Here is a 14,328-nt window from a genome sequence, read left to right as displayed (position 1 = left end):
TCCAAACGAATTTATCAAACAAATAACATCAAAAGTAATGCTAAAGATCCAGACATTTGAGGTGAATCCTCTACACGAGAATTGTTATGTTGTCAGTGACGATACTAAGGAATGTGTAATCATTGATTGCGGTGCATTCACAGAAAGTGAACAAGAAGCGATAATCACATATATAAATAAGAATGGCTTAAAGCCTGTTCATAATATTGGTACGCACGGACACTTAGACCATCATTTCGGTGATGCTGCAATTCTATCTGCGTTTAACTTATTGCCAGAAGTTTCCGATGGTGATGAAATACTCATGCAGCATTCGAAAGAAGCCGCTTTGCAAATGCTTGGTATGGATTTGAACATCGACTTACCAGCTGGCGAATTAAGGCTCACAGAAAATAACACAATTTCCTTTGGCTCGCACACATTTAGAATTATCCGTACACCAGGTCACTCACGTGGTTCTGTTTCATTCTATTGTGCTGAAGAGAATGTCCTCTTCACTGGTGACACTCTCTTCAAAGGAAGTATCGGAAGGACTGACTTCCCAGGAGGAAGTATGTTCCAGATAATCAGCAGTCTGAGAGAACTTGCGCAATTACCCGATACTACGATTGTATATCCCGGACATGGACCGCAAACATCTATTGGCTTTGAACTTGCCCATAATCCATATATGGACAGATAACCCGTATCCCATTAAATGCAAAAGAAAAGCCTTACACCCGAAAAGATACTATTAGGTATAGACCCCGGTACCAATGTTATGGGCTATGGGGTATTGCGTGTCCGTGGAAATAAGGTAGAACTCATTGTGATGGGGGTTATCGATATGCGCAGAGAGAAGGATGTTTATCTTCGATTAGGTAAGATCTTCGATCGTGTCTCTGGTATCATTGAGGAGTATCTACCTGACGAATTAGCTATTGAGGCACCTTTCTTTGGCAAGAACGTGCAATCAATGTTAAAGCTCGGACGTGCTCAAGGCGTTGCTATTGCGGCAGCTATCCATCATGATGTCCCAATACAAGAGTATGCCCCTCTAAAGATTAAAATGGCAATCACAGGTAACGGCTCTGCGTCTAAAGAGCAAGTTGCTGGTATGCTACAAAAGCTCCTCCACTTACGTGATAATCAAATGCCCCATTTCATGGATGCTACCGATGCTGTTGCGGCTGCTTATTGCCATTTCTTGCAAATGAGTCGTCCCACAACTGATGCCAAACACTACAGCTCTTGGAAAGATTTTGCGCGTAAGAATATTGATAGAATCAAATAATTAATACAAAGAAGATGGTTCTTATGATATAAGGAAGACTATTGTCTTTATATAAGGAAGACTATTGTCTTTATATAAGGAAGACTATTGTCTTTATATAAGGAAGGCAACTGTCTTTATATAAGGAATACAACCGCCTTTATATAAGGAAGCCAATAGAGCATATTAATAAAATAAAATGCCAGTTAGAATGAAATACCTTTTCTATTCTAACTGGCATAGTCTTTATAGTTTTTGCTTATTTTTTATTCGTTCATAGAAAGGAGGAATTCTTCATTATTCTTTGTTCGAACCATACGATCGTGTATTGAGTTCATGGCTTCTATAGGATTCATATCTGCAATATACTTACGGAGAATCCACATTCTGTCAAGTGTCGTACGGTCTTGTAAGAGATCATCACGGCGTGTACTAGAAGCAACGAGATTGACAGCTGGGAAGATACGCTTGTTACTCAAACTACGGTCGAGTTGTAACTCCATATTACCTGTTCCCTTGAATTCCTCAAAGATTACCTCATCCATCTTGGAGCCTGTATCTATCAATGCCGTTGCAATAATGGTTAACGATCCGCCACCTTCTATATTACGAGCTGCACCAAAGAAACGTTTTGGTTTCTGTAATGCGTTAGCATCCACACCACCCGTAAGTACCTTACCCGATGCCGGTGCAACAGTATTGTAAGCGCGTGCCAATCGTGTGATAGAATCGAGGAAGATTACCACATCATGTCCACATTCAACCATACGTTTCGCCTTCTCTAAAACAATACCAGCAATCTTTACATGACGCTCTGCCGGTTCATCGAAAGTAGATGCAATAACTTCCGCATTGACAGTTCGTGCCATATCAGTAACTTCCTCTGGGCGTTCGTCAATGAGTAGCATCATCAAGTAAGCCTCAGGATGATTGGCTGCAATTGCATTCGCAATATCCTTCATCAAGATAGTCTTACCTGTCTTTGGCTGTGCAACAATCAATGCACGCTGCCCTTTACCTATAGGTGAGAAGAGATCAACAATACGTGTTGAGAGATTCGTTGTCTTTAGATCATTACAAAGTGTAAACTTCTCTTCAGGGAAGAGTGGTGTAAGATGCTCAAACGGTATGCGATCACGTACTTCGACCGGTTTCCTTCCATTAATCATATCAATGCTTGTTAATGGGAAGTACTTCTCTCCTGCATGCGGAGGACGAACAAAGCATTCTACAACATCACCCGTCTTTAGACCATATTGCTTAATTTGAGTATTCGAAACGTATACATCATCTGGTGAAGAAAGATAATTGTAATCGCTTGAACGCAAGAAACCATAACCATCAGGCATTACTTCCAACACTCCGTTAGCCTTTATGATGTTAGAGAAGTCATAAGCCTCTCCATTATTGACCGCTGGGTTATCATATACCGCAGGAATCGAAGAGCCTTGCATTGGCATTGTTGGCTGGTCAAACATATCATAATTAGGCACAGCTCCTTGATCTTCAACAGGAATATCCACTATAGGGATGAAATCTGTACCATCGCCAGGGTCTCCAGCCCACACACCATCAGGACTTATCTCCGTATTATTATGTGCATTCACCTTTTCTTGTAGGCGAGCTAATAGCTCCTCTTTATTCTCAGTATCTTCCTGTGCAGGACTATCAGAGAAATGGTCTTCTGGGATAAAATCTTCATCCATTGTATTAGTCGTTGTATCCTCAACTAGAGATTTATCTATCTCCTGATCATTAGACTCCTGTGCCTTAACCTCTTGTTCTTGCTTAGCTTTAAGTGCAGCTTCAGCAGCTGCAATAGCCTCGAGCTCTGCCTTTGACTTTCTTCCACGATGTTTAGGAATAGATGCAAGTATCTCTTCAGGTGTTTTCTTAGTTTTACTTACGGCTACAGGCGTTTCATCGTCTTTAAAGAGAGAAGTCTGTACATCCCCCGTAGGTTTATTCTTCTGTACATCGAAATTCTCCCCCTCATCACCATGCACGGAATAGACCCTATCTGTATCTTTCCGTGCAATCCTTGTACGTTTACGTTTTGATTCCATGGGATGAGCAGAACTAATCTCTTCTGCCTGTCGATCAAGAATAGCATAAACTAGCTTATCCTTGTCATCGCCTTTTGAATAGACGGCACCAGATTCCTGAGCAATAGTCTCAAGCTCAGAAACATCTTTCTCTAATAGTTCTTCTTTGCTTAACATATATGATATATGTAGAAAATTATATCTTATGAATTGTTATGTTTCATAAAGAGAAACATCAATAATGTGTCTTTTGTGCCTGCAAAGGTATAATAATAATTTGGCTCTCACAAGAAAAGCTATCTTTTTTTTGCCTTAGTTTTCCTTTTCCTAAGGAGACCATTCATGGTTGTTCTAATATTTATGACAGGTTCACCCAGTTTTTCTCACCTGTTTGCGAATCGTTTTCCACCTGTTCCAGCATTCTTTATCACCTGTTCCCCATTCCTTTCTAACGTGTTGCGCATCATTTATACACGCATATAAAGTTAGTTTCATCGTGATGAGACACAAGTTTCATCGTGAAGAGACACTGGTTTCATCACGATGAGACACAAGTTTCATCATGGTGAGACTAATAAAAGATACGGATAAAAAAGACGCAAGACGCATGAGAAAGGAATGGGGAACGGGTGATAAAGAATTCGGAAACCTATTAGACAAAGAGCGTAAACAGGGTTCTAAACACATAGTTTCAAGGTTCTATTATGAGGTACCCTCAGTCCTATACCGAGGTGTTTAACCTCAATAAGTTATCACGATTAGATAACCTTAAACTTAGCAAATTTAAGAAGTAGTTGCTTTCTACCAGCATTACGAAAGTCAACTGTGGCTTTGGCATTCTCGCCTGTCCCTTCAAGACTAACTATCTCCCCTACTCCAAAACGCTGATGCTCTATTGTTGCTCCAACGCTTAGAGATGTAGCATTGCTATTTCCTGGAGAAGGCATTGTACGACCACCATTTGTCATAGCAGAAGATAACCTTGTAAAATTACTGCCCTCAACAAGTAACCTCTGCTTAGTACGTGCGGACAATGGATCAACAGTTACTTCAGGACGTTTGCGTTCTGTTATCTTCGGTTTAGGATCTGCTCTAAACTGACTGGCTACGGGGTTAGAGTTTTGATATCGAGAACCTAACTGATGATACTCTTGTCCCCAAGGTCGACTACCCGTATAGGCTTTATTAGGCTCATATTCACGGAAGTTATCATTCGAGCGAGTTCTCCAATTACTACTAAAGCCCTCGTTAGCATCCTCATCCCAAGATAATCTGCGACGATTCTCTCCCAATAACCCAGAAGCACTATCCTCCACATGAAGTAACGAAGCATCAATGTCTCTCAAGAAGCGACTAGGAGAATCAATTTGCATCGTTCCAAAGCGAAATCTATTCTTTGCATTTGTCAAAATACAATGACGCTCTGCACGTGTAATTGCAACATAAAGAAGGCGACGTTCTTCCTCAAGTCCTCGTTTTGAGTCAGATGACATTGGACTAGGAAATATGTTTTCTTCCAATCCAACAACAAAGACCGTTGGAAACTCTAATCCTTTTGCTGCATGAATTGTCATTAATGTTACTTTCGGCGCATTATCATCCTCTTTGTCTGCATCAGTATAGAGTGCAACCTCCTGTAAGTAATCCGTCAAATAAACATTCTCTTCTCTCCCCTCTTCACGATTAGTATCAACAAAACCTTGCAAAGCAGACATGAACTCTGCTAAGTTCTCTCTACGTGCCAAGTCTTCCGGCTCACTCCCTAACATCAAGTCTGCCTTTATACCGCTTTCTTCAATAATCTTACAACCAAGCGTATAAGCATCTGTTTGTGCAACATCCTTAATAAATTCGCTAATCAATGCTCTAAAGGTAAAGAGTTTGGTCATCGTACCTTTATTCACATTCAGCCCATGAGTAACGGGGTCCATGATGGTTTCCCATAATGAAACTCCATTCATTTGTGCACAATCAATAATCTTCTTTACTGTCGCATCTCCAATACCACGTGTTGGATAATTAATGATACGCCTAAAGGCTTCTTCGTCATTAGGATTAGTCACTAATCGGAAATAAGCAATGATGTCTTTAATTTCCTTGCGTTGATAGAAAGAGAGTCCACCTATAATCTTATAAGGAATGCCTTGATTACGAAACTCATCCTCAAAGGCGCGGCTCTGTGCATTTGTACGATAAAGGATGGCAAAGTTGCTGTAATCACAATCATCCATGTGCTTAATACGCTTCAGTTCTTTTGCAACTACCATTGCCTCTTCACGATCACTGTAACAAGGTTTGTACAATACCTTATCTCCTTCATCTTCTTTTGAATAGACATTCTTAGGGATTTGGCGTTCATTGTGCTTCATCAACGAATTAGCAGCTTGTACGATAAGTTGAGTTGAACGATAATTACGCTCTAACTTAAAGAGCTTAGCCTCATCAAACTTATTCTTAAAGTCAAGGATATTATCAATATTTGCACCACGGAAGGAATAAATACTCTGATAATCATCTCCAACCACACAGACACGTCTATGTATCTCTGCCAACTGACTAATAATACTCACCTGGGCATAGTTTGTGTCTTGGTACTCATCAACTAAAATGTATTCAAACTGCTCTCCATACCTATTCCTAACTTCTTGATGATCTCGGAAGAGGATATAAGTATAAAGTAGGATATCATCAAAGTCCATTGCATTAGCCTGTCTACACCTCGCTTCATACGCCTTGTAAATCATACTAATAGCTGGCATCTTTGCACTTCTATCTCGTTCTATTGCAGCACGGTCTTCAGCATATTCAGAGGCAGTTATCAGATGATTCTTTGCATTGGATATCACATTATGTACCGTCGCTGGCTTATAAATCTTATCATTGAGATCCAATGCTTTGATAATGTTCTTTAGCAATGAACGGGAGTCAGCTTCATCATAAATGGTAAAGTTACCATTGAAACCAATCACCTCCCCTTCTCTTCGAAGGATTCGAGCAAAGATAGAGTGGAACGTACCCATATATAGCTGTCGGGCATCCCTTAAAGATGTGACTTGTGCTATACGTTCTTTCATTTCTCTTGCTGCCTTATTGGTAAAAGTTAGCGCAAGAATATTCCAAGGCTTCAGCCCTCTACTCAGTAGGTAAGCAATCTTATAAGTTAAAACTCTTGTCTTCCCCGACCCAGCACCTGCAATGACTAAAGAAGGTCCAGTGCAATATTCTACGGCTTCGCGCTGACTAGTATTTAATGTAGCAAGGATTTGTTCCTCTCTCTCTTGATCTGTCATTTATAACTATATGATGTGATATAAAGTAACTCTAAGTGAATAAACAATTACAACCTTCACCCCTAAAAGCCTAATGCTCTTCAGGGAAAGCAGGGATAAAAGTCATTTGATGCTCTATCTGCTTAACTCGCTTCAGCATATAAGGTCCAGGATTCTTTGAAGAGAACCGACGAGGATTAGGCAACGTTGCTGCTATCAACGCACAATCACGACGATTTAATTGCATTGCCTCCATACCGAAGTTCTGTTCTGCACAAGCCTGTACTCCATATATACCATCACCCATCTCAATAGAATTTAAGTAAACTTCCATAATACGTTGTTTACCCCAAAGTGTCTCTATCAAGAAAGTGAAATAAACTTCAAGTCCCTTTCTTAACCACGAACGTCCTTGCCATAAGAACACATTCTTAGCTGTTTGTTGTGAGATCGTTGAGCCACCCCGTAACTTCTTTCCCTTTTTAAGGTGCTCTTCTGCCGCCTGCTCAATAGCTTGATAATCGAAACCATGGTGTGTCAAGAAACGCTGATCTTCGCTTGCCATCACTGCAACAGGCATTGACTTTGGCATTTCGTCTAAAGATATCCAATGGTGATAGAGTTTTATAGATTCTCCCTTGCCCATTTGTTCAAAGCAACGTCCAATCATCAGAGGTGTGAAATAAACGGGAATGAATCGATAAGCAACAACCATCAATATGGAGGATATGAAAGCCAATGCAAATACCCAACGTATTATTTTAAAAATCTTCTTAACCATAAACTTGCGTTTTAATGTCTGCAAAGTTACTAAATCTTCTTTGATTGAGAGAATGAAAGAAGAAAAGAAGATTCTTCCCCTTGAGTGCTTTATACTTTTTGCAGAAGGGTTACTAGCATTTATCAAAAAGCTTAGGAGCTTTTTCACAAAAGCTTAAGAGCTTTCTTCAAAAAGCTTAGGAGCTTTTTCACAAAAGCTTAAGAGCTTTCTTCAAAAAGCTTAGGAGCTTTTCGCAAATAGCTTAGGAGTTTTTCCTAGATTGCTTTGCACGTATAAGTTCATCAACGAAAAAGCCGCAAGGTAACTAACGAGAGTAGTTATCTTACGGCTAATATTCTTCTATTGATTCACCTTATTTAATAAGGCTAACAGAACGCTTCAAGAACTTGTCTAATGCAGCTCCCTGAAGCATACCATTCTGAAGCAATGCTAAATCAATGAGTTGATGAACAACCTCATTATCTTTTGCGCAAGCCTCAATAACGGTCTTCTTCTTATCTTGCAATTCAGAGATAGACTTTTGCGTATTCTGTACATCGTCCTTCTCCTCCTGTGTCAATTCTTCAGCCTTCTTCTTGCTCTGAGACTGTTGTAAAGTTGCAAGTCGAGCCTTCTGTCCCTTCAACTCACTAGCGATAGGCTCTAACTCCTTGGTTGTAACTTCTGTTACCTCATTCAATACTCTCTTAATAAGTGGATGATCGGCATTCAAAACAAAGTTATAAGCATCTGGCATTTGTGCATAAAAGCCCATCCCTTGCTGGAACTGACTCATCTCCTTCATACGGCGCATATACTCGTTCTGTGTAATGAGCACCGGTTGGAAACTCTCACCCAGAGCCTGCACCTCAATATTGAACTCAGCCTTTTGTATCTTAGGCATCTGCGAACGGAAAGTCTCTGACAGATTGTCAGTCTCTTCTTCTGACAAATTATTCTTAGGTGCATCTTCCTTCTGAATGATTCTATCAATAATATCAGAGTCTACACGAACGTAGCGTGTCTTCTCTAGTTTCTGTTCGAGCATTGACAACATTGGTACATCTAGCTGTCCACTTGCGTCAATAATGCTATATCCCTTTTGTTTTGCAGCCTCGATATAGGTGTACTGCTCTTCTTTATTAGTTGTATAAAGATTGACAAGCACTCCTTCTTTGTCTGTCTGATTATCTTTTACGAGAGTCTTGTACTCGTCTAACGTAAAGTATTTGCCTTCTGTATCTTTGATGAGCGCAAAGTCTTTTGCACGATCATAGAAATCAGCTTCTGACAACATACCATAGTTTATAAAGAGCTTCAAGTCGTCCCATTTCTTCTCATATTCCTTACGGTCTTCCTTGAAAATGCTTTGCAATCTGTCTGCTACCTTCTTGGTAATGTAAGACGCAATCTTCTTAACGTTAGAGTCGCTCTGTAGGTAACTACGACTGACGTTCAAAGGAATGTCTGGAGAATCAATCACACCATGTAACAATGTCAAGAACTCTGGTACTATTCCTTCCACCTGATCAGTAACGAAGACTTGATTGCAATAAAGTTGAATCTTGTTACGCTGTAACTCAATGTTATTCTTAATGCGTGGGAAGTAAAGAATACCCGTGAGATTGAATGGATAATCAACATTTAAGTGAATCCAGAACAATGGTTCATCGTTCATTGGGAAGAGCGTCTGATAGAACTTCTTATAGTCCTCATCCTTTAGGCTTGATGGAGCTTTAACCCACAATGGTTCCACATTGTTAATAATGTTATCCTCATCAGTCTCAACACTCTTACCATCCTTCCATTCTGTTTTCTTACCAAAGGCAACAGGAACAGCCATGAACTTGCAATACTTATTTAGCAACTCCTCAATCTTAGACTTCTGCAAGAACTCTTTGCAATCATCATCGATGTAGAGAACAATATCACTTCCTCTGTCCGCCTTATCTGCGTCCTCAAGTGTATATTCTGGACTGCCATCGCAACTCCACTTTACAGCCTTACTACCCTCACGATAACTCTTAGTAATGATTTCTACTTTCTTAGCTACCATGAATGAAGAATAGAAACCAAGTCCGAAGTGACCAATGATGGCTTCTGCCTTATCTTGATACTTCTCCAAGAAGTCGTTTACACCAGAGAAGGCTATCTGGTTAATATATTTCTCAATCTCTTCTGCAGTCATACCAATACCACGGTCACTGATGGTTAGTGTTCCTGCTTTCTCGTCCAAGGTAATACGAACTGTCAAATCGCCCAACTCACCCTTAAAGTCGCCTGTGGCTGCAAGTGTCTTCAACTTCTGCGTTGCATCTACAGCATTAGAGACCATCTCACGTAAGAAGATATCATGATCTGAGTATAAGAACTTTTTGATAACGGGGAAGATATTCTCTGTCGTAACCCCAATATTTCCTTTTTGCATAGTTATATTTATTATAATTTTATATTCACGCCGACTAAATTACAAATACCATGCCATAACAGGAGATGAAACTGATTGATTGTTCTTCGATATACTATAACGAAGAAGAGACTTCCCTCGCATGGAGGAAAGTCTCTTCTGTATCTAAAGGAAGCCTTACCTTATTTATATTCTAACGACTTCCTTCACTCCTTTTATCGTACGTAACTTCTTCATCAGAATGTTCAACTTAGAGTTATCGTCTAGCATAACAATTAGATTGCCAGAGAACAATCCATCATGTGAATCAATATTGATTGAACGCATGACGACTTTCTCATCTTTCGAAATAACATTCGTAATGTTACTTACAATACCTATGTCATCATTACCTATGATTCGTAAGGTGATAGCATATTGTGACGTTCCCTTCCCACTCCATCGAGCCTTCACAACACGATAGCCGAAGCGTTTACGCATTTCTGGAGCATTGGGGCAATCACAACGATGAATCTTAATACCGCCATTAACTGTCACGAATCCAAAGACTGAGTCACCATAGATGGGATGACAACACTTAGCAAGAGAGAAGTCTAACCCTTTGAGGTTTTTATCAATAACTAAAACGTCATCGTTCTTCTTCAGAATGTCTGGCGTTGGGTTCTCATACTCAAAGTTCTTTGCACTCTCTGCCTCACGTGGTTGGTTAAGGTTATGAAGATGGTTATATATCTTCTGATATTCATCAATGACATAGTTAGGATCTAACTTACCATCAGCTATTTGTTGATAAAATTCTGAACCTTCCTTAAACCCGAGCTTACGAATAAGGTGCCCCATTGAGGCTTCATCCACATCTATCTTCTTATTCTTGAATCGACGTTCCAGCAACTCCTTTGCATAGAGTTTATCGTTAGCTTGTGTTTCTTTCAACGCAAGACGAATCTTGGATTTAGCACGTGATGACTTGCAGACCTTCAACCACTCTTGTCGTGGTTTCTGTGTAGACGAAGTAAGAATCTCTACCATGTCACCACTATGGAGTTCCGTACGGAAGGACACGTTCTTACCATTAATCTTTCCTCCAACGCACTGGTTACCCACACGTGAATGAATGTGATAAGCGAAGTCGAGCACCGTTGCACCCTTAGGGAACTTCAATAAGTCACCTTTCGGTGTAAAGACATATATCTCTTTGTCATAAAGATCAGATTTAAACTGATCCATGACTTCTAAATTATCTCCTGCTTCAAGGGCTGAACGTATAGAGGCGAGCCAGTCATCCATACCGCCCTCCGCCTTTACACCTTTATAACGCCAGTGAGCTGCTAAACCATGTTCGGCAATCTCATCCATACGCTCGGTACGTATTTGTACTTCAACCCACTTCTTCTCTGGACCTAGCACTGTGATGTGCAAACACTCATAGCCATTTGACTTTGGTACTGAAAGCCAATCTCTTAATCGCTTTGGATTAGGCTGATACATGTCGGTGACTATTGAATAAGCCTGCCAACATTGCATCTTCTCTTTATCTTCTGGTGAGTCGAGGATAATGCGAATAGCAAAGAGATCATAGATACCTTCAAAGCCACATTTCTGTTTCTTCATCTTTTGCCAGATGGAGTGAATGGACTTTGTACGACCCTTTATATGGAACTTCAATCCTGCTGCTTTCAGATGTTCGCTGACAGGCGTAATGAACCGACTAATGTAAGCATCACGAGCCGTCTTAGTAGCATTAAGTTTATCTTTAATCAGATAGTAAGCATCATGCTCTAAGTACTTTAAAGATAAGTCCTCTAACTCGCTCTTTAGCTGATAGAGTCCTAGCTTATGTGCTAATGGGGCATATAGATAACTTGCCTCTTCTGACACCTTCTGCCTTGCCTCCGTATTCTCAACGTCTCGTATCTGACGCATGAGGTTAACTCGGTCGGCAATCATGATTAGAATTACACGCATATCCTCGGCAAAGGATAGCAAGAGATTGCGGAAATTCTCACTCTCGATGATTGGTGTTCTTTGATAAAGAGTCTGTATATGAATTAAACCATGAATGATTCTAGAAACCCCTTCACCAAAAAGTTTATTTACATCTTCTAATGACAGATTCTCATCCTGCACACTTTGATAAAGTAGAATGGCAATGACAGAGTCACGTTTAAGTCCAATGTCCCTTACGGCAATAATGGCTGTTTGTATAGAGCAAAGTATCGGGTTCAAACCAAATACATTGCGTTGAATCTTATTGTTAGTAACAAATTCTTCAAGATGTTTACGCAACTTTGGAAGGTCACTTTCAGCGAATGATGGCTCAAGAAGTCCCTTCAATTCTTCTAGTAATTGGTCGGATAAGAGTCTCTCTTCTTCCGTGTAAATGAATTTATCCTCCATAAGCATACCCATTATAGTTCGCAGACAAAGGTACAAGAAAAATGACACTTAAAGGAATAAAACTAGTAATTACTTGCTTGTTTACAAATTAATTCGTTATTTTTGCAATTACAAAACAATCTTTTTAAAACTTTATCGAATATGATGAACCCAACTGACCTAAGACAGATTACTAGTAAAGGAATAAGTGAAGAACAAATCAATAGACAGCTTGAAGAGTTTAAATTAGGATTCCCCTATTTAAAATTAGAAGCTGCTGCAACACCAACCAAAGGTATCGTTTTGATAAATGGTGAAGAGCAAGAGAAGGTATGTAATATCTGGAAGACTTATCAAAGTGGAGATCATAGAGTTGTGAAGTTTGTACCTGCTTCGGGGGCTGCTAGTCGTATGTTTAAAGATCTGTTTGCTTTCCTTAATAGTGTAAACCAGGAGCCTGCAAATGACTTCGAAAGGGAGTTCTTTGACAATATACATGATTTTGCTTTCTTCAATGAGTTGAATCAGAAGTGTGAGCAGAATGAAGGGAAGAGCGTAGATGAATTAATGAAAGATGGGGACTATAAGTTGATCGTTGACACTTTATTGAATATACGGGGCTTAAACTATGGGCAACTCCCCAAAGGTCTACTCTCTTTCCACAAGTATGACGATGGCGTACGCACGCCGATTGAGGAACACTTAGTGGAGGCTGCACTTTATGCTGCTAGTAACAAGCAAGCATACGTACACTTCACGATCTCGCATGAACATCTAGAGCTCTTTAAACAAAAGGTAACAGAGAAGATCGCACAATATGAAGCTAAATACGATGTTAAACTGAATGTCTCTTATTCGGAACAGAAACCTAGTACAGACACAATAGCTGTAAACCCAGACAACAGTCCTTTCCGCAACAATGATGGTTCTTTGCTCTTCCGTCCGGGCGGACATGGCGCATTGATAGAGAACTTAAACGACCTCGAGGCTGATATTGTTTTCATCAAGAACATTGACAATGTTGTTCCTGATCGATTGAAGAAAGAAACGATCGACTGGAAGATGGTAATTGCAGGAAAACTCGTAGAACTACAGAAACAAACATTCGATTACTTACACCTGTTGGATAAGGGCGATTATACACGTGTTGAGCTAGAGGAAATACTAAGTTTCTTACAGCATGACTTATTTTGCGAGAGTCTTGAAGCAAAGACATTAGACGACAATGCCCTTGCACAATATCTCTATGATAAGTTGAACCGACCGATGCGTGTATGTGGAATGGTTAAGAACGTGGGAGAACCAGGTGGTGGACCTTTCTTAGCTTATAACCATGATGGGACAATTAGTTTGCAGATTCTTGAAAGCTCACAGATTGATAAGAGCAATAAGGATTATGTAAAGATGTTTACCGATGGAACGCACTTCAATCCTGTGGATATTGTTTGTGCCATCAAGAACTATAAAGGCGAGCCCTTTGATTTAACAAAGTATGTTGATAAGTCAACTGGATTCATTAGTTCCAAGTCTAAGAACGGACGCGAACTGAAAGCTTTAGAGTTGCCTGGACTTTGGAATGGAGCCATGAGCGACTGGAATACTATCTTCGTTGAAGTTCCACTTATCACTTTCAACCCCGTTAAAACAGTAAACGATTTACTGCGTGAACAGCATCAATAAGAATTTGTTGGGTCATGTACGCTAATCAACCCAATTAAACATTGATCAATCACTTGATTAATCAATCATAGAATAATTAATTAGGCTATAATCAATATGTGATTATGGCCTTTTTCTTTTTCTTATTAGAAGGCTTTTATTCTCTAAGTTAAACAACGATTGTACTTATACTTAAAGTACGAAGGCTTTTAAAGTTAAAGAGGTCTTCTGGACACGTTTGTCCAATTAGTTATACAGGCGTGTATAATTGGTTATACAACGATGTATAATTAGTTATACACGTCTGTATAATAGACTATACTAATGTGTATAATGTCCTTTCCTAATTTATACGACAATCGTCCTTATACTTAAATGACGATCGATCTTTAAGTTAAAGTACAATCATCGTTTAAGTTAGAGGTCAAATGTACTTAAAGTTAAATGTCAAATACCCCTATATTAAAAGTACCCAAATACTTCAATTGAAATATTTGGGTACTTTAATTTAATTATTTGCTCTTACCTGATTATGTATATTTTTGAAAGCATTACTTAGC

8 protein-coding genes are annotated in these 14,328 nt (G+C 39.6%); 3 read left to right on the top strand and 5 right to left on the bottom strand.

All coding sequences use genetic code 11. The annotated features are described in order from the left end of the window. Window positions 1-37 precede the first annotated feature (37 nt). Together J5A55_RS03615 and ruvC are read left to right on the top strand one after the other, a co-directional pair. The gene (locus J5A55_RS03615; protein WP_004383573.1) at window positions 38-682 is read left to right on the top strand and encodes an MBL fold metallo-hydrolase; all 645 of its coding nucleotides are present in this window, start codon (window positions 38-40) and stop codon (window positions 680-682) included. Window positions 683-697: 15 nt separating this feature from the next. Beyond that, window positions 698-1,273 carry a crossover junction endodeoxyribonuclease RuvC gene (gene ruvC / locus J5A55_RS03610; protein WP_004383572.1) on the top strand — a complete coding sequence of 192 codons (576 nt, stop codon included), beginning with the start codon at window positions 698-700 and terminating at the stop codon, window positions 1,271-1,273. 245 nt (window positions 1,274-1,518) lie between these two features. Here ruvC and rho read toward each other — a convergent pair whose 3' ends face one another. The 5 genes from rho to J5A55_RS03585 all read right to left on the bottom strand — a co-directional run bounded on the left by rho (window position 1,519) and on the right by J5A55_RS03585 (window position 12,130). Beyond that, a complete protein-coding gene (rho, locus tag J5A55_RS03605) occupies window positions 1,519-3,474 on the bottom strand; it encodes a transcription termination factor Rho (protein ID WP_004383571.1) in 1,956 nt (651 codons plus the stop codon). Between the two features lie 581 nt (window positions 3,475-4,055). Then, on the bottom strand, window positions 4,056-6,587 hold the full coding sequence (locus J5A55_RS03600) for an ATP-dependent helicase (protein ID WP_004383568.1): 2,532 nt from the start codon (window positions 6,585-6,587) through the stop codon (window positions 4,056-4,058). A 70-nt stretch (window positions 6,588-6,657) separates the two neighbouring features. Then, a complete protein-coding gene (gene mtgA / locus J5A55_RS03595) occupies window positions 6,658-7,347 on the bottom strand; it encodes a monofunctional biosynthetic peptidoglycan transglycosylase (RefSeq protein WP_009434041.1) in 690 nt (229 codons plus the stop codon). 352 nt (window positions 7,348-7,699) lie between these two features. Next, on the bottom strand, window positions 7,700-9,754 hold the full coding sequence (gene htpG / locus J5A55_RS03590; RefSeq protein ID WP_004383565.1) for a molecular chaperone HtpG: 2,055 nt from the start codon (window positions 9,752-9,754) through the stop codon (window positions 7,700-7,702). Between the two features lie 165 nt (window positions 9,755-9,919). Then, on the bottom strand, window positions 9,920-12,130 hold the full coding sequence (locus tag J5A55_RS03585; protein ID WP_039851433.1) for a RelA/SpoT family protein: 2,211 nt from the start codon (window positions 12,128-12,130) through the stop codon (window positions 9,920-9,922). Between the two features lie 141 nt (window positions 12,131-12,271). Here J5A55_RS03585 and J5A55_RS03580 point away from each other — a divergent pair, with 141 nt between their 5' ends. Further along, complete coding sequence (locus tag J5A55_RS03580; RefSeq protein WP_004383563.1) at window positions 12,272-13,789, top strand: DUF4301 family protein; 1,518 nt, start codon at window positions 12,272-12,274, stop codon at window positions 13,787-13,789. Window positions 13,790-14,328: the final 539 nt, after the last annotated feature.

Source organism: Prevotella veroralis (assembly GCF_018127765.1).
Taxonomy (GTDB): domain Bacteria; phylum Bacteroidota; class Bacteroidia; order Bacteroidales; family Bacteroidaceae; genus Prevotella; species Prevotella veroralis.
This window is presented reverse-complemented; position numbering and strand designations above follow the sequence as displayed.